The sequence below is a fragment of the Streptomyces sp. NPDC001536 genome (assembly GCF_042894505.1).
Taxonomy (GTDB): Bacteria; Actinomycetota; Actinomycetes; order Streptomycetales; family Streptomycetaceae; genus Streptomyces.
On the sequence record NZ_JBIAVQ010000008.1, the window covers coordinates 53,361 to 70,634 of the forward strand.

The following is a 17,274-nucleotide window of genomic DNA, read 5'->3' on the forward strand; positions in this document are numbered from 1 at the left end:
ACACCCCTGCCGACGCGAGCGGCCGTCCCTCACCCCACATCTCCCGCGCCACGACGCGCTCCACCGCCGGTCCCCTCGATGGAGCCCCCTTGTCCCCGCAGCCCGACACCTCCCCCGCGCCGTCTCTGACCGAGGTCGAGACCCACGGCGTCGACCGCATTCCCGACGCCGAGCGCACCGCGACCCCGCTGGACCTGTTCCGGCTCGCCTTCGGCGGCGCCAACACGTTCTCCACCTGTGTGCTGGGCGCCTTCCCGATCCTGTTCGGCCTCTCCTTCTGGCAGGGCCTGGCGGCCACGCTGCTCGGCGTCGTCGCGGGTGCGCTGATCCTGTGCCCGATGGCGGTGTTCGGTCCGGTCAACGGCACCAACAACGCCGTGTCCTCGTCCGCGCACCTCGGTGTGCACGGCCGGGTGATCGGCTCCTTCCTCTCCCTGCTGACCGCGATCGCGTTCTTCTCCATCTCGGTGTGGAGCTCCGGCGACGCCCTGGTCGGCGGCGCCCACCGGCTCTTCGGCCTGCCGCGCGGCGACCTGTCGTACGTCGTGGCGTACGCGCTGTTCGCCTGTCTGGTTCTCGCGGTGTGCGTGTACGGCTTCCGGTTCATGCTGTTCGTCAACAAGGTCGCGGTCGCCGCGGCGAGCCTGCTGTTCCTGCTCGGCGCGATCGCGTTCGCCGGCGACTTCGACCCGTCGTACGCGGGCGTCTTCACCGACTCGGCGGACGCGGCCACGCAGTCGCTGTTCTGGCCGTCCTTCATCGGCGCGGCGCTCATCGTGCTGTCGAACCCGGTGTCGTTCGGCGCGTTCCTCGGTGACTGGTCGCGCTACATCCCGGCGAGCACCCCGCGCCGCAAGGTGATCGGCGCCGCGTTCCTCTCGCAGATCGCCACGCTGCTGCCGTTCCTCTTCGGCCTGTCGACCGCCAGCATCATCGCGGCCAAGGCGCCCGACTACGTCGACCCCGCGGCCCCCGACTTCGTGGGCGGCCTGCTCGCGATCTCGCCGGGCTGGTTCTTCCTGCCGGTGTGTCTGATCGCGCTGATCGGCGGCATGTCGACGGGCACGACCGCGCTGTACGGGACCGGCCTGGACTTCTCGTCGGTGTTCCCCCGCCTCAGCCGGGTGCAGGCGACGCTGTTCGTCGGCGTGCTGTCGATCGCGTTCATCTTCATCGGCCGGTTCGGCCTGAACCTGGTGCAGTCGATCTCGACGTTCGCCACGATGATCATCACCTGCACCACGCCGTGGATGGTCGTGATGATGCTGGGCTTCTGGACCCGCCGAGGCTGGTACGACCCCGACGCGCTCCAGGTCTTCAACCGCCGTCAGCGCGGCGGCCGCTACTGGTTCGCGCACGGCTGGAACTGGCGGGGCATGACCGCCTGGTGGGTGTCGGCGCTGATCGGTGTGCTGTTCACCAACATCCCGGGCCAGTTCGTCGGACCGCTCGGCGATCTCGCCAACGGCGTCGACATCAGCCTGCCGCTGTCCCTGGTCGTGGCCGCCGTCCTGTTCCTGTCGCTGCTGCGGCTCTTCCCCGAACCCCGGGCGGTCTACGGGCCCGAGGGCGCGCGGCTGGCCCGTACCGTCGACGTGCCGGTGCCGCCCATCACGGGACCGGGCGCGGAGTCCGGCGAGCCGGAGCCCGTCGTGGCGGCGAACGGCGGCTGACCCCGGGGTTCTGACCGGCGTTTACCCGCCAGTATCGTCAAGGCGCAACGCGTTCTCAGCGACGAGAGGCGGGACGTACGACATGGCCAGGCACTGGGCGGACTTCCAGTACGAGATCTATCTGAACGGCATGTCGGGCGCCGTACCGCGACTGCCCACCGATCTGACCCGGCTGGAGGAGCTCACCGAGCAGCGCCTCGGCCCCGGCCCGGTCGGATACGTGGCGGGCAGCGCGGGTGACGGGAGCACCGCCCGGGCCAACCGGGCGGCCCTGGAACGGCGTCGGATCGTGCCGCGGATGCTGCGGGACGTGCACGAGCGGGATCTGTCGGTCGAGATACTGGGCCGCGCCCTGCCCGCCCCGCTGGCCCTGGCACCGGTCGGGGTGCTGTCGATCATGCACCCGGGCGCCGAGTCCGCCGCCGCCCGGGCCGCCGCGGCACAGGGCGTGCCGTACATCCTGTCCTCGGCGTCCAGCACACCGATGGAGCAGGTCGCCGAGGCGATGGGGGACGCCGAGCGGTGGTTCCAGCTGTACTGGCCGAAGGATCCCCAGGTGGCCCTGAGCTTCCTCGACCGGGCCAGGGCCGCCGGGTTCACGGCGCTCGTCGTCACGCTGGACACCCCGCTGCTGGCCTGGCGGCCGCGCGACCTCGACCAGGCCTATCTGCCGTTCCTGCACGGGGTGGGCACCGCCAACTACTTCTCCGACCCGGCGTTCCAGGCGGGGCTGGCCAAGCCGGTGGCCGAGGACCCGAACGCGGCCGTGATGCACTTCGTGGGCATGTTCGCGGATCCGGGCAAGACCTGGCCGGATCTGGCGTTCCTGCGGGAGCACTGGGACGGGCCGATCGTCCTCAAGGGCGTCCTGCACCCGGACGACGCGCGGGCGGCCGCGGACGCCGGGATGGACGGGGTGGTGGTGTCCAACCACGGCGGCCGGCAGGTGGCCGGTTCCGTCGCGGCCGCCGACGCGCTGCCCCGGGTCGCGCAGGCGGTCGGCGACCGGCTGACGGTCCTCTTCGACAGCGGGATCCGCACCGGCGACGACGTCTTCAAGGCACTCGCGCTCGGCGCCCGGGCCGTGCTCGTCGGGCGGCCGTACGTGTACGGCCTGGGCCTGGACGGACAGCCCGGTGTCGAGCATGTGATCCGCTGTCTGCTCGCCGAACTGGACCTCACCCTCGCCCTGTCCGGGCACGCCTCCCCCACCACCGTGGGCCCCGCCGACCTGGTCGAGGACCCCGTATGACGACCCCGAAGAACGTGCTCGCCGTCGTCGCACCCCATATGGAGGCGCTGCGCGCGGCGCATGGGGCCGTCACGGCGCTCTCCCCCGTGACGGGCGAACCCCTCGCCGCCGCGCCCGAGTCGGAGGCGCCCTGGCCGGGGTGGGCATCGACGGCTTCGACGCCGAACCGCCCACCCCGGCCCTGCGGTTGCTGCGGGCCCCCGACGTGGTGCTGTCGCCGCACGTCGGGGGTGTCACCCGGGGGACGGTGGTGCGGATCGCCCTGGCCGCCGTCCAGAACGCGGCCGGCCGTCTGGCGGGCGACCCGCCCCGCGGCATCGTGAACTAGACGGGCCCCCCGACCGCCCGCGCGGACGGGGTCCCCGAACCGGGGACCGAGAGCGCACCGGCGCTCGGCGACACCGGGTCGGTCACCCAGCGCTGCCCGTCGGAACCATCACGCACCTTGACGACGATGTCGGCGTCCGCCGCCCCGGTGGTGGAGGTCAGGGCCAGCTGCTCGTCCCAGCGGGTGAGCAACTCGCCCTGCACGGTGATGTCGTAGCGCACGTCCTCCGCCCGCTCGCTCTTCTCGCCCGCGCAGGTCCCGAGGATCACCACACCGGCGTCCACGTGCGAGTCGAGGCAGAGGTCGGGGTTCGCTGCGCTGCGCAGCAGTCCGTCGTCCTCATACGTCCACTTCTGGCTCTCCGCGTCCGAACAGGTCTCCAGTTCGGTGCCGGCCCCCTTCTTCGGCTCGCCCCGGATGTCGAGGCAGAGGTCGGCGGCGACGTTGCGCAGCCTGGACTGCTTCGGGATCAGGGGGAGTTGGGCGGTGCCCGGCGGGGAGGAGGACACGCCGCCCGAGGCCGACTCGCCGCCCCCGGAGGCGCTGGTGGAGGCGGCCGGCTCGGCGCCGCCGTCGTCCGACCACAGGTTCGCGGCCAGCACGCTGGCGAGCAGTCCGGCGGAGGCCAGGCCCACCCCGGTGAGCAGCACCCGGGAGGGCCGCGGCCCCTCCGGGGGGCGACGGCCGGGGGACGGGATACGGGACAGGAGGCGACGGCGTCCGCCGCCGTGCCGGGCGCCGCCGCGACCGCGCGGGCCGGAATCGGTACGGCCGGGTCGGGACTCCAGGTAGCGGCGGGCGCCCCAGCCGAGCACCGCCTCGGCGAGCAGCACGCCCAGGCCGCCCTCGAAATGGCTCAGTTGCTCGGCGGCGAAACGGCAGTAGCGGCACTCGGTCAGATGCTGCTGGACATCCGGCAGCAGGGCTCCGCCCCGGCGTATCGGAACATCGAGGAGACGGTTGTAGAACCGGCAATCCTTGGTCGGCGCGAGTTCCCGATGGGCATGTACACAACCCTCGCGGAATTTTTCCCGCGCCTGTTCGAGAGCGGCCGACGCGGTGTCGGTATCCATGCCGAGCAGACCGGCGGGGACGGCAATCGGCTCGGCCTCGACCTCGGTGTGCCAGAGCAGACAGCGGGCGAGTCCGGGCAGGGTCTGGAAAGAGCGCTCGGCGAGTTTCCGGTTTTCGGGCGTCATGGACTTCGCCGCCCGCATACCGCGGCCGCCGGCCGGTTTCCCGAGATCCGGCAGAACGCCGGATATTCGGTCCTCGGCCGACCACTCGCGCACGGTGTCGCGCACGCGCACCAGAAGCCTCGGGCGCAGGGCGGTGGCCTGCTCGCCGAGTGCCAGCCGGTCCAGGACCTGGTGGAAGGCGGCCGCGGTCACCATGGAGGCGACGTCCGACCGGGAGGCGAGACAGATGACGGCGTACTCGTGGACGGGTGGCCAGTGCCGCGCCATCAAGAGCGCGGCCGACTGGGCCGCCTCGCCGTCCGGACGACCTCTGAGCAGGGAGGCGAGGTCGTGGTCGGATTCCCCCTGAACGCCGCCTGGCGGCGGGTAAGGAGGGCGAGGGGGGTGGGGGGTGGGCACTGAGCGGATTCCTTCCCACGCGCAGGTGACTCTGAGAAGTTCTGCTCGCCGAAAAAGTCGGGGATTGGTGTATACCTTTTTGGCGAGGCGCGAGGAGTACGAATTCACCAACGACCCGTCCGCCCGGGTTCCCCACCGGACGAAAGAAGACCCGGCCATTACCCCCCGCACGGGTAGTTCACCCTTGCACAACACGGTCATGACCAACAAGGCACTTGGGCAACATACGTTTCGTTGAAGGAAAGTCAGAAACGGTCGCCGCGCAGGTCGTCCGCGGTGGTTCACGGCATTCCATGCGCCCCGTGTGAAACACGCGCACGCGCCGGAGCGACGCGCACGCTCCCGGCGCACGCGCCCTCGTAGTGCACTGGTACCGGCCCCTCGGAGGCCACGCGCGGGACGGCGGCTCTCCCGCGCGAAACGGCCGCCGACCCCGATCCTCCCGCCCTCGGTCGGCGGCCCCGAGGGTGGGACGGGGTCGGCCCCGGCCGGGGGCGGGGGTGCCTGACCGGCGGTCAGGCCCTATATCTGCCAGGAGCGCAGCCGGTCGGACGCGCCGTACACATCGGTCTTGCCGGAGATCAGGTCACGGGCTAGGTCGACGAGGGCGCCATAGGGCGGGTCGATGCCGACGCCGCTGACGAACATGTAGGCCACGGCCGTCGCGCAGGCGAAACGGGCGTTGGCCGCCGGCAGGGGCTTGAGCAGGGCGAGGGTGTGCAGCAGGGCGGCGGCCCGCCAGGCCGGGTCGGAGTCCACACCGAGGCGGGGCGGGTCGACACGGTGGCGGGCGACGGCCGCCACCAGGGCGGAGAAGTCGTTGATCGTGGGCTGGTCGGGCAGGACCTCTTCGTGACGCTGGAGCAGCCAGGGCACGTCGATGTGGACCACGGGAGCCATCGGTCAGAGAACCCGTCCCTCGCCCTTGACCGCCGGTTCGTCGTCGGGGAACGCGGCGGCGAACTCGTCGGCGTGGGAGGCGAAGAACCGCCGGAAGGCCTCCGCGCCCTCCTGGAGCGCGCGATGCCGCGCGATGTCGGCCGCGGCCGCCTCCCGTACGAGGGCCTTCATCGACGTACCGCGCTCCTTGGCGATCTGCCGCAGGTCCTCTAGCTCACGGTCACTGAACTCCACGTTGAGAGCTGGCATGCCCTTCACGGTACCGCTGTGGTACTTACTCGTAAATACTCCCTGCTCAGAGCACTCGTACAGGGGTACCGCGAGGCCTGAGCGCCGTGTCCGATTCCCGCCAGCGCCCGCCCCGTCAGCGCAGCAGACTCGTAGCGGAAGGGAAGGGAACGGACCCATGACGACGTACACGACGACGCAGAGCCCGCTCGGTGAACTGCTCCTGGTCGGCGGGGAGTCGGGACTCGCCTCACTGTCGATGCCGGGGCAGCGGGGTGCCCCCACCGTCCGCCCGGAGTGGCGGCGCGACCACGCGGCCTTCGCCGAGGCCGAGGAACAGCTGTCCGCCTACTTCGCGGGCCGGCTCACCCGCTTCGACCTGCGGCTCGACGCCGACGGCACGGACTTCCAGGAGCGGGTGTGGCAGGCGCTCGACGCCGTGCCGTACGGCACCACGACCACGTACGGGACGCTCGCCCGCCGGCTCGGCGTGGCGCGCGCCGACACCCCGGCCGTGGGCGCCGCGCTCGGCGCCAACCCGCTGCTGATCGTGCGGCCCTGCCACCGGGTCATCGGCGCCGACGGCTCGATGCGCGGTTACGCGGGCGGGGTGGAGCGCAAGGTGCGGCTGCTCACGCTGGAGGGCGCGCTCCAGCCGATGCTCGGATGACGGGAGGAACCGCCGGGACCTCACCAACTCGAAGGTCTCCGGTGCCGGGGCGTGAAAGCGCTCGGTGCCCGGAGGAGGGGCTCCATGACCTCGCCGGAGTTTCCCGGCGCCGGTACGATGACCTCCGCGATTCTGCTCATGCCGGAGTGTCACCGCGCACATGGAGCCCCTGCCAACCGATGTCCGCGCTACGTCTGGTCGGCCACGAAGGACGCCATCCGGGTCAGGGCGGAGTTCCAGTTGATGGTGTGCTCGTTGGTCGACCAGGACTGGATGTCGTCGATGTAGCAGAACTGGCCGACGCAGCCCTGGAGTTTGCTCTGTGCCAAGGGGTCCTGGATGCTCGAGTTCGGTCCGCCGGCCAGGGTTCCCCGCGGCGGGTTCGGCTGGCTCGGGTCGAGCTGGTGGGCGTACCAACGGGCGTGCTGGTTGTGGGAGTTCACCTCGCCGTAGCCCGTCACGTACGACATGTTCAGCGCGTTGCGGCCGAAGAGGTAGTCCATGGTCTGCACGGCGCCGTCACGGTACTTGGAGCCGCCGGTGATGTCGTACGCGGTGGCGATGACGACGCCGTTGTGCAGGATCTGGTGGTTGGAACCCCAGTCGTAGAGGTTGTCGGCGGGGGCGTACGGCATGCCGTACGGCTGTGCCTTGAGCGTCGCGAGGTAGCCGTCCGCGCCCTTGACCACCGACTGGCGCACCTTGTCCCGGCCGGGCAGCTTGTTCGGCACGGTCGCGAGGTCCAGGCGGGCGGCCGCGGCGGTGCGGGCCCAGTCATAGCCGAGGGGGCCGAAGATGTCGGCGGTGTGGACCGGGGAGTTCAGGATGTAGTCCTTGAACTGCTTGTCCCCCGTGCTCAGATACAGCTCGGCGGCCGCCCAGTAGAACTCGTCGGTCACGTCGCTGTCGGGGTAGGCGCCGCCGCCGGTGCCGTCGCTGGGGTCGGCGTAGATGTCCGGGTGTGCGAGGGCCGCGGTCCAGGCCGTGCGGGCGGCCGCGAGGGACTTCGCCGCGAACGCCTTGTCGTAGGGCCGGTAGAGGCGGGCCGCCTGCGCGGCCGTCGCCGCCAGGTTCAGGGTGGCCGCGGTGTTCGCCGGGTGCAGTTCCCGCTTCTGCGGGTCGTCGCTCGGCATCAGCGGCAGGCCCGTCCACGCCTCGTCGTGGATCTTGTGGTGGGCCATCCCGGCCAGCGGCTCACCGGCGGGCACCTGCATCTTCAGCAGGAACTCCAGCTCCCAGCGGGTCTCGTCCAGGATGTCCGGCACCTTGTTGCCGCTCTCCGGGATGTCGAGGGTGCCGTCGCCGAGCTTCGCGGGCTGTCCGGTGCGGGCGTGCAGCGAGCGTTCGTAGGTGCTCAGCAGCTCCCACGTGGAGATGCCGCCGTTGACGACGTACTTGCCGTGGTCGCCGGCGTCGTACCAGCCGCCGGTGACATCGAGGGTGTAGTCGCAGACGCCCGGCTGGCAGGGCACGTCACCGTCGCCCTGGTTGGGCGCGACGTCGACGTGGCCGGCCGCACGGCCGTAGCCCGGGCGCAGGTCGTCGCGGATCGCGATGCCGCTGCGCTGGGTGTAGTAGTACTTCGCGGCGTCCGTGCGGAGCTGCTCGTAGGCGCTCGTGCCGATGTCGAAGGGGCGGCTGGTCTCGCCGTCGGCCACCAGGGTGAAGTCCTTGCCCTGCTTCTTGTAGGAGCCGAAGTCGATGGAGTGGACGTTCTGCGCGGAGGACGCGTCGACACCGCGCGGTGTGGTCGAGCCCTGGGCGACGACAGTGCCGGCCGCGTTCCTCAGCTGCCAGGGCAGCTTCGCGGTCGCGTCGGTGACCAGCGTGGCGTTCTTCGGGCCGACTGGCAGATAGGCGACCTGGTTGACGCGCACCCGGGGCCCGGTGTCAGGCTCGTACACCTCGGGCGGCACCCCGCCCAGCAGCGAGGCGTTGTCCACGCAGAACCGCCAGGGGTCCGCGCTGCCGCCGAGCTGGAAGCCGACCTGGGCCTGGGTGGCGTCGACGGGCGAGGTGAAGGTGTACGCGTAGGAGTCGCCGGAGACGCTGAGCTGCGGGCTGACCTCGAAGTAGGTGTCGTACGGCGCGACCTGGAGGCCCACGATCGCGCGGACGACATGCCCCGCGGGCGAACCGTTCGCGGTGAATCCGAACTTGTACGACTCACCCTTGACCAGGGTGACGTCGTTCTGGCCGACGGCGGCGTCCCAGCGGTTGGTGGTGCCGCCCGGCACGTCCGCGCACAGCTGCCCGTCGGACAGTCCGGCGGTGACGTTGCTGGACGCCCACCATGGCTCGGTGGTGGTGTCGAAGGTTCCGTTCTTGAGCTGCTCGACCTCCTCGGCGGCGGCCGGGGACACCGGGGAGGCGACAAGTGCCGCTCCCAGCAGGGCCGTCAGGGACAACAGGGCGGTTCTGCGTCTTTTCACGTCCGGGCTCCTCGGTGAGCTGCGGGTGCGATCGGTATGGGAGCGCTCCCAATAGACGGTCAAGGTCATGCTTGTTGCAGGCATGACACCGCGTCAACGGTCCGGACGAGACGAAACATTGCGCGGTGCGGGGCCGTTCTCGGCTGCGGCGCCATCTTGACGTGGCTCAGGTGGCGGGTATCTCCAGCTTGCTGATGCGCATCGCTCCGCGGGCCTCTCCCGGGTGGGTGCTGGTCAAGGTCAGCCTAAGCCGGGAACCCTGGATCGCCGTGAAGGTCATCAGCGTGGGTTCGTCCGAGGCCGTGGCCCACTCGACCGCCGCCCCCTGTACCTTCACGTACCGCTCGCCGTCCCACACCTCGGCCTCGACCGCCGCGGGCAGGGTGTGGGTGGGGCTCAGGGTGAAGGAGACCTCCACGCGGTCGAAGGTCCGGGTGCGGCCGAAGTCCACGGAGACCCAGTCCTTGGCCCTGGCCCCGTTGAAGAGGGGCAGTACGGCCGTGGCGGCCTTGCTGAAGGCGTTGGACCAGCCGGTGGTCGTGTCGCCGTCGAGCATGGCGGCGGGAAGCGTGTCGGGGCGCCCGGAGTAACTGGCGTCGGCGTAGGGGTGGTTCGGCGGGGCCGGGTGGTCGGGGGCGAACTCGGGCGCCGGGGTGGTCGCGGCCGATCGGGCCGGCCTGGTGCGCAGGCTCGCGGTGCCCGCCTTGAGGCCCTCCGCGCGGGCGATCACCTTCAGCGCACCCGGCTCCGTGCCCGCCCGCACGATCGCGAGCGCCTTGCCGCGGAAGGCGGTGCGGGTGCCGGCCTGATAACGCTCGGCGCTCTCCTCGCGGCCGTTGTCGAGCCCGGCGAGCGAGCCGCCCTTCACCGCGAAGGTGATCAGGTGCTCCGCGTCGGGCACGACCACCCCGCGCGCGTCGACGATCTCCGCGGTGACGAAGGCCAGCGAACGACCGTCCGCCGCGAGCGACTCGCGGTCCGCGGTCAGCCGTACGGCACGCGCGGGGCCCGCCGTACGCAGCACGTCGGTGGCGACGACCTTGCCGCCGCGGCGGGCCACCGCCTTCAACTCACCTGCCCGGTAGGGCACTTGCCATGTCAGATGGAGCTTGCCCGCGCTGCCGTTGGGGCTCGTGTAGCTGCCGGGGTAGGGGCCGTCGGTGAAGGTCTTGTCGTCGCCGGTGGCCTCGGTGGTCTCCAGGTACTCCCGGCCGTCGACGGTCTTCTTGGTGTCGAAGGTCCGGGTGCCGAGCGACTTCCCGTTGAGGAACAGTTCGACGGTGGCGACGTTGGAGTACGCCCACACCTCGACCGTGTCGCCCTCCGGGTGGTTCCAGGTCATCGGCAGCAGATGGACCATCGGCTCGCTGGTCCACTGGCTCCGGAAGAGGTAGTACATGTCCTTCGGGAAGCCGGCCGTGTCCACCGCGCCGAAGAAGGACGCCTTGACGGGGAAGACGTCGTACGGCGTCGGCTCGCCGATGTAGTCGATGCCCGACCACAGGAACTGACCCGTGAACCACTTGCGGTCCCGGTCCTTCTTGTGCCCGTACTCGCCGCTCATGGTCCAGGAGGCGAGGTTGTTGTCGTAGGAGGAGACCGCGCGTCTGCCCGGGGTGTGGTTCTCGCCGGTGTTGAGGTGTTCGGGCTCCTGGTAGACGCCGCGGGTCGAGGTCTCCGAGGAGGACTCGGACTCGAAGAGGAACAGGTGGGGGTAGCGGGCGTGCAGGGCGTCCACCGACTTGGCGGTGTTGTAGTTCAGGCCGAGGCCGTCGAGCTTGGCGAGGATCAGGTCGGCCGGGGTGCCGGGGGCGGGGACGCTGCGGTGCCGGTGGGAGCCGATGACGATCGGGCGCGTGGCGTCGAGCGCCTTGATGTCCGCGATGAGCCGGTCGGCGATGGTCAGCCCGGCGGTGGAGGTGAACTCCGAGATCTCGTTGCCGATCGACCACATGATCACGGCGGGCGAGTTGCGGGCGGCGAGGACCATCTCCGCGATGTCCCGGTCGGACCACTCGTCGAAGAACCGGCCGTAGTCGTAGCGGGTCTTGGGGCTGCGCCAGCAGTCGAACGCCTCCACCGCCATCACGATCCCGAGCTCCTCGCAGACCCGGATCATCTCCGGCGAGGGCGGGTTGTGGGAGGTGCGGAAGGCGTTGACGCCCATCGACTTCATGATGGTCATCTGGCGGCGGATCGCGTCGACGCTGACGGCGGCGCCGAGTGCGCCCAGGTCGTGGTGGAGGTCGACGCCCTTGAACTTGGCGGAGTTGCCGTTGAGGTGGAAGCCCTCGTCGGGGTCGATGCCGAAGGTGCGGATGCCGAAGGGGGTGAGGTGGGTGTCGACGGTCTTGCCGGCCACGCGGAGTTCGGTCAGCAGGGTGTAGCGGTGGGGGTCGTCGAAGTCCCACAACCTCGGTTCGCGGACGGTGAGTTCGTGGGTCTGCGTCGCCTCGTCGATGAGGTCGACCGTGGTCGCCGTACGGGTCACCGTCCGGCCGCGCGCGTCCTTGACCGTCGAGCGGATCTCGACCCGGCTCGTGGTGCCGGACCCGTTCACCGCGGAGGTCTCCACCCGGACCAGCGCCCGGTCGTCGGTGACCTCCGGTGTCGTGACGTATGTGCCCCAGCGCTTCACGCGCACCGGCTCGGTGATCACGAGACGGGCCTCGCGGTAGATGCCGCTGCCCGAGTACCAGCGGCTGCTGGGGAGCCGGTTCTGCACCTTGACGGCGATCACGTTCTCGGTGGTGCCGTCGGTGTGCAGCAGGTCGGTGAGGTCGAAGGCGAAGCCGGTGTAGCCGTAGGGGTGGCGGCCGGCCTCGGTGCCGTTGCAGTAGACGGAGGAGTCCATGTAGACGCCGTCGAACTCCACCGAGATCCGCTTGCCGGCGTAGGCGGGCGGCAGCGTGAAGGCGAGGCGGTACCAGCCGAGGCCGCCCGGGAAGAAGCCGGTGCCGCTGGTGGTGCCGTGCTCCGTGGTGGGGGCGAGCTCGATGCTCCAGTCGTGCGGCACGGCGACCTGGCGCCAGGCCGAGTCGTCGTGGGCGGGGTCGGCGGCGCCGGCGTAGGCGCCGGTCGGATCGGTGATCCCGCCCGGGTCGACCAGCGCGAAGCGCCAGCCGTCGCGCAGGGGGACCGTGCTGCGCCCCGAGGCGCCCCCGGCGGCGGCCTCGGCGGCCAGTGCCGCCGTAGGGCTCAGGAGCGCTCCGGCGGCGGGCGCGGCGGCGGAGGCGATCAGGACAGATCTGCGAGTGACCGTCATGGCGTGCGGCTCTCCCTCATCAGGGCCCAGAAGTACTCACAACAGATCGTGAACACACAGATTCTGACGCCGCGCCACACCGGACCGTCAAGGGTCCGATCACACACCGGCGCCCCGCGCGTCACAACGGCCGGAAGTCCCTCTTGCAGGTGCCCCGGGTGCGCAGGGGGTTCTCGTCCGCGCGCGAGCGTGACGGACTAGGCTGGAACTCAAGTGACGCGCCTGTTCACTGTGAGTGTCCGCGATGGAGTGGCGACGATGAGCCCGGACTACCCGTTCGACGATGCCGCGACGGCACGGGCTGTCATCGACGACCTCGGCACGGTACGGGAGTGGAACGACGGCGCCGAGCGCCTGCTGGGCCACCCCGCTCCCGATGTCGTGGGTCACCCCGCCGCGCATCTGCTGGTCGGCGATGGTCCGGGCGCGGTCTTCGCGCCCGAGGGACCGCGCTGGGACGGCACCGTCACGCTCCGCCACCGCGACGGCGGCACCGTGTCCGTGTGGCTGCTCGCCCACCACAGACGCTCCCAGGACGGCACCCCGGGTCACTGGCTCGTCGTCACCCCCCTGGAGGCCGGCGACTCCCCCGACGGCCCGCTCGCCACGGCGGCGCTCGTCCAGTCGCCCTGTGCCGTCGCGGTCTACGACGAGCGGCTGCGGCTGAGCCGGGTCAACGCCGCCATGGCCGAGGTGATCGGACTGCCCGAGGAGCGCATCCGGGGTCTGCGGCTGTCGGAGATCGGCGGCAAGCCGGAGAGCGCGGAGCTGGAGCGGCACCTGCTGCGGGTGCTCGCCTCGGGCCGCCCCGAGGACGTCCAGACCTACATGCGGACCGGCGGGGAGACGGTCGCGCACGCCTGGCTGGCCCGGATGGCCCCGGTCACCGACGCCGAGGGGCGGGTACGGGGGGTGTGCCTGGCGGCGCACGACTTCACCGAGAACTACCTCGCCCGGGAGCGGCTCCAGCTGGTCAACGAGGCGAGCGTGCGGATCGGCACCACCCTCGACGTCGCCCGGACGGCGCAGGAGCTCGCCGACGTCTGTGTGCCCGCGCTCGCCGACTTCGTCAGCATCGACCTGCTGGACCCGCAGGAGAACGGCGATCCGCCGCCGGTGCTCACCGCACCGGTCGGACTGCGCCGCGCCGCGCACCAGTCGGTCAACCCCGGCACCCCCGAGGCCGTCGTCAAGCCCGGCCAGCTGGAGCCGTACCCGGCCACCTCGCCGCAGGCCGACTCGCTGGTGGCGGGCCGCACGATCGTCGCGACGGTGGCCTCCGGCGAGCTCGACCAGTGGCTGTCCTGGGACCAGGCGCGCGGCGAGCGGGTCCGGGAGTACGGCATCCACTCGACGATGTCCGTGCCGATCCAGGCCCGCGGTCTGACCCTCGGGGTCGCGGTGCTGACGCGGTTCCGGCGCCCGGACCCGTTCACACCGGACGACGTGCTGCTGGCCGAGGAGGTGACGGCCCGCGCGGCCGTCTGCATCGACAACGCCCGCCGCTTCTCCCGCGAGCGGGAGACCGCCCTCGCCCTCCAGCGCAGCCTGCTGCCCCGCAAGCTGCCCCGCACCGCCGCCGTGGACGCAGCCTCGCGCTATCTGCCGGCGGCGCGGGCCGGGGTGGGCGGCGACTGGTTCGATGTGATCCCGCTGTCCGGGATGCGGGTCGCGATGGTCGTCGGGGACGTCGTGGGCCACGGCATCCAGGCCTCGGCCACGATGGGCCGGCTGCGCACCGCCGTCCGCACGCTGGCCGACATCGACCTCGCCCCCGACGAGCTGCTCACCCACCTCGACGACCTGGTCATCCGGCTGTCCGCGGAGGCCGGCGGCGAGGGCAGCCCCGGCGAGGTCGGCGCCACCTGTCTGTACGCGGTGTACGACCCGGTGTCGCGGCGCTGCACACTGGCCCGGGCCGGGCATCCCGCGCCGGTGGTGATCACACCGGGCCGGGCGCCCGAGCTGGTCGACCTGCCCTCGGGGCCGCCGCTGGGCGTGGGCGGGCTCCCCTTCGAGTCCACCGAGCTGGAGCTGCGTGAGGGCACGGTGCTGTCGTTCTTCACCGACGGTCTGATCGAGTCCAGGGAGCGGGACGCCGACGCCGGTCACGCCCTGCTGCGCGAGGCCCTGTCGGGGTACGCGGAGTCGCTGGAGGAGACCTGCGACCGGGTCCTGCACACCCTGCTCCCGGCGGGCGGCTCCGCCGACGACGTGGCGCTGCTGCTGGCCCGCACCCGGGGGCTGCCCGCCGCCCAGGTCGCGACCTGGCACATCCCCGCCGACCCGGCGCTCGTCGGTCCGATCCGCAAGCAGGTCGTCGACCAGCTGGGCACCTGGGAACTCCTGGAGGCGTCGTTCACGGCGGAGCTGGTGGTGAGCGAACTCGTCACCAACGCCATCCGCTACGGCGCGCACCCCATCCGGCTGCGGCTCATCCACGACGAGACCACGCTGATCTGCGAGGTGTCGGACACCAACCACACGGCCCCGCATCTGCGGCGCGCCAAGACCTGGGACGAGGGCGGCCGCGGGCTGCTCCTGGTCGCCCAGCTCACCCAGCGCTGGGGCAGCCGGCACACCACCGAGGGCAAGACGATCTGGGCCGAGATCGGTCTGCTGGAGGAGGACGAGTGACGGGCGCTCGCGCGGCGCTCAGGCGCCTCGTCAAGCCGTGACCTGAGGGTGCCGAGCGGGACGCCGGCCCGCTCACCCGCCGCGGCGCGCAGGGTGAGCTCCTCGGTCGAGGACCGCACGCGGCGCTCCCCTCGCTGTGGATCGCGGGGCAGGCATGATGGTCGTATGCACTCCGTCGAGCGCATCGGCCGCTACCGGATCGAACGCCCCCTGGGCACGGGCGCGTTCGGGACGGTGTGGCTCGCGCACGACGACTCGCTCGACGCGCCGGTCGCCGTGAAGGTGCTCGCCGACAACTGGTCGCACCGGCTGGACATCCGCGAACGCTTCCTGTCCGAGGCCTGGTTGCTGCGCCGGGCCGGTTCACGGCGGGTGGTGCAGATCCACGACATCGGCGAACTGCCCGACGGCAGACCGTACTTCGTGATGGAGTACGCCGACGGCGGCACCCTCGCCGACCTGCTCGACGACGGCCCGCTCCCTGTCCCTGAGGCGCTGCGGCTCACCGCGCTGGCGGCCCGTGCCGCGGCCGCGCTGCACGAGGCGGGGATGGTGCACGGGGACGTCAAGCCGTCCAGCCTGCTGCTCCGCACCGGCCCGGACGGCGCCCGGGAGGTCCTGCTCGCCGATCTCGGGCCGGCCAAGACCCTGGCCGCCGGTCCGGCGGGCTACCGGCCGCCCGAGCAGGCGGAACCGAGTGCGGGCATCGACGCGCGGGCCGATGTGTACGGCCTGGGCGCGGTCGGCTATCACCTGGTCACCGGTACCGTGCCGGGCGCGCCGGGGCAGGTCGTACGGCCGGACCGGTTGCGTCCGGGCCTGGAGCCCGGCGTGCGGCGGGCCCTGATGCGGGCGCTGCGGCCGGACCGGGGGCGGCGCCGGCCCGATGCGCGGGCCTTCGCCGAGGAGCTGGAGCGGCTGGCGGCGGGCCCGAGGCCCCGGCGACGGCGCCACCGGTGGCTCGGTCTGGCGGCCGGGGTGGCTCTGGCCGGTGTGGCTTTCGTACTGAGGGACCAGGGGTCGGCGCCGACCGAGCTGCGGATCGAGGACGCCACCGGCCGGGTCGTGGCCACGGTTCCCGCCACCTGGGCCGGTCAGGTGCGCGGCTCCGGGTGGGATCCGGGTGTGCTGGGGCTGCCCGCCGGTCGTCAGCCGGGGTTCGCCGTCGCGGACGACCTGGCGCGGTGGCAGGACCTCGGCGCGGACGTCGACGGAGTGTTCGTCGGCATGGTCGGGCAGGGCGATGTGACGGCTCTGGTGAACGCCCTCGCCCATCCCGGCTGTCACTACGCCGGGGCCCGCGACCACACCCTGTCCGTGTGGCACGGGAGGGTCCGTACGTGGAGCCACTGCCCGGGCGGCGGTTCCGTCGTCGAGGCCGGGCTGACTCCCCCGGACGGTGGCGGGCAGCCGCAGGTGTACGTCCAGATCCGGCAGCAGGGCGAGCCGTCCGGCATCCGGCGGGTCCTCGGCTCGGTCCGGGTCGGGGGCTGAACGCGCGAACTTTTCCGGCCGCGGCCGCATCGGACCTTCATGACGGGGCACACCGCGCCGTACGAGGAGTGTGGAGAGTCATGGTGAAGACGTACCGCTCGGCTCTGTTCGTGAGTGCGGCCGCGCTGCTGGGCCTGCTGACCGCCTGCGGTGACGGCGGTGACTCCGCGTCCGCGCCGCGGACACTGCCCGGCACGGCCGCCCCGGCCACCAGCGACGGGACGACGGGCACCCTCTCGGCGGAGCCGACCGCCACAGCCGCGACGCCCTCCCCCGCCCCCAGCCCGTCCGCCACGCCCAGCGGCGGTGCCCGCTGCCGCACCTCCCAGCTGGAGGCCACGCTCGGCCGCAACGACCCGGGGGCGGGGCAGGAGAACTTCCCCGTGATCCTGACGAACACCTCGTCCCGTACCTGCACCGTCCGCGGATATCCGGGCGCCGCGTTCGTCGACGCCTCCGGCGAACAGCTGGGTCAGGACCCCAAGCGCACCCCCGGCACGCCGGTCACCGTGAAGCTGGCGCCGGGGCAGAACGCGTGGTCGGGGATCACGTTCTCCAACCCGGAGATCAGCGGGGCCCGCACCGCCAACCCGGACGCGCTGCTGGTGACCCCGCCGGACGAGCGGGAGCCGCTGAAGGTGGCGTGGTCGGCCGGTGAGGTGCCGGTGTCCGGCAACGAGTCCACGGTGTTCATCACGGTCCTCGACCAGGGGCCCGGCGCCTGACCCGGTGACCGGGGCTCTTACCTCGGCCTGTTCTCATGGAGGGGCCCCGCACGACCACGCCCCGAAGGACCC

Annotated in this window: 12 protein-coding genes; 7 read left to right on the top strand and 5 right to left on the bottom strand. The window is 71.9% G+C overall.

Going from position 1 to position 17,274, the window contains the following annotated elements; translation table 11 throughout:
• Positions 1 to 89 precede the first annotated feature (89 nt).
• From ACFY0U_RS22190 to ACFY0U_RS22200, 3 genes are all read left to right on the top strand, one after another.
• Positions 90 to 1,673 (top strand): purine-cytosine permease family protein, encoded by a 1,584-nt coding sequence (locus ACFY0U_RS22190; RefSeq protein ID WP_388638361.1) that lies wholly within the window; start codon positions 90 to 92, stop codon positions 1,671 to 1,673.
• 82 nt (positions 1,674 to 1,755) lie between these two features.
• Positions 1,756 to 2,925 (top strand): lactate 2-monooxygenase, encoded by a 1,170-nt coding sequence (locus tag ACFY0U_RS22195; protein ID WP_388638362.1) that lies wholly within the window; start codon positions 1,756 to 1,758, stop codon positions 2,923 to 2,925.
• Between the two features lie 139 nt (positions 2,926 to 3,064).
• A complete protein-coding gene (locus ACFY0U_RS22200) occupies positions 3,065 to 3,253 on the top strand; it encodes a hypothetical protein (RefSeq protein WP_388638364.1) in 189 nt (62 codons plus the stop codon).
• Here the strand turns inward: ACFY0U_RS22200 and ACFY0U_RS22205 are convergent.
• The 3 genes from ACFY0U_RS22205 to ACFY0U_RS22215 all read right to left on the bottom strand — a co-directional run bounded on the left by ACFY0U_RS22205 (position 3,250) and on the right by ACFY0U_RS22215 (position 6,000).
• Entirely contained in the window at positions 3,250 to 4,851 is a 1,602-nt protein-coding gene (locus tag ACFY0U_RS22205) for an RICIN domain-containing protein (RefSeq protein ID WP_388638366.1), read from the bottom strand. The two genes, ACFY0U_RS22200 and ACFY0U_RS22205, sit on opposite strands and share 4 nt — an antisense overlap.
• Positions 4,852 to 5,373: 522 nt before the next feature.
• Positions 5,374 to 5,751: a toxin Doc gene (locus ACFY0U_RS22210; protein WP_388638367.1), complete on the bottom strand. Its 378-nt coding sequence runs from the start codon at positions 5,749 to 5,751 to the stop codon at positions 5,374 to 5,376.
• Between the two features lie 3 nt (positions 5,752 to 5,754).
• Complete coding sequence (locus tag ACFY0U_RS22215; RefSeq protein WP_388638369.1) at positions 5,755 to 6,000, bottom strand: hypothetical protein; 246 nt, start codon at positions 5,998 to 6,000, stop codon at positions 5,755 to 5,757.
• A gap of 157 nt (positions 6,001 to 6,157) precedes the next feature.
• Between ACFY0U_RS22215 and ACFY0U_RS22220 the strand changes: the two genes are divergently transcribed.
• Positions 6,158 to 6,649: a methylated-DNA--[protein]-cysteine S-methyltransferase gene (locus tag ACFY0U_RS22220; protein WP_388638371.1), complete on the top strand. Its 492-nt coding sequence runs from the start codon at positions 6,158 to 6,160 to the stop codon at positions 6,647 to 6,649.
• A 188-nt stretch (positions 6,650 to 6,837) separates the two neighbouring features.
• Here ACFY0U_RS22220 and ACFY0U_RS22225 read toward each other — a convergent pair whose 3' ends face one another.
• Both ACFY0U_RS22225 and ACFY0U_RS22230 read right to left on the bottom strand, forming a co-directional pair.
• Positions 6,838 to 9,081 carry a glycoside hydrolase family 9 protein gene (locus ACFY0U_RS22225; protein ID WP_388638373.1) on the bottom strand — a complete coding sequence of 748 codons (2,244 nt, stop codon included), beginning with the start codon at positions 9,079 to 9,081 and terminating at the stop codon, positions 6,838 to 6,840.
• A gap of 166 nt (positions 9,082 to 9,247) precedes the next feature.
• Positions 9,248 to 12,346 (bottom strand): glycoside hydrolase family 2 TIM barrel-domain containing protein, encoded by a 3,099-nt coding sequence (locus tag ACFY0U_RS22230; protein WP_388638375.1) that lies wholly within the window; start codon positions 12,344 to 12,346, stop codon positions 9,248 to 9,250.
• A 258-nt stretch (positions 12,347 to 12,604) separates the two neighbouring features.
• Here ACFY0U_RS22230 and ACFY0U_RS22235 point away from each other — a divergent pair, with 258 nt between their 5' ends.
• The 3 genes from ACFY0U_RS22235 (at position 12,605) to ACFY0U_RS22245 (ending at position 17,202) form a co-directional block, all read left to right on the top strand.
• Positions 12,605 to 14,983 (top strand): SpoIIE family protein phosphatase, encoded by a 2,379-nt coding sequence (locus tag ACFY0U_RS22235; RefSeq protein WP_388638377.1) that lies wholly within the window; start codon positions 12,605 to 12,607, stop codon positions 14,981 to 14,983.
• Between the two features lie 165 nt (positions 14,984 to 15,148).
• Positions 15,149 to 16,477 (top strand): serine/threonine-protein kinase, encoded by a 1,329-nt coding sequence (locus ACFY0U_RS22240; RefSeq protein WP_388638379.1) that lies wholly within the window; start codon positions 15,149 to 15,151, stop codon positions 16,475 to 16,477.
• Positions 16,478 to 16,557: 80 nt separating this feature from the next.
• Positions 16,558 to 17,202, top strand: a complete 645-nt coding sequence (locus ACFY0U_RS22245; protein ID WP_388638381.1) for a DUF4232 domain-containing protein — start codon at positions 16,558 to 16,560, stop codon at positions 17,200 to 17,202.
• The last annotated feature ends 72 nt before the right edge of the window (positions 17,203 to 17,274 follow it).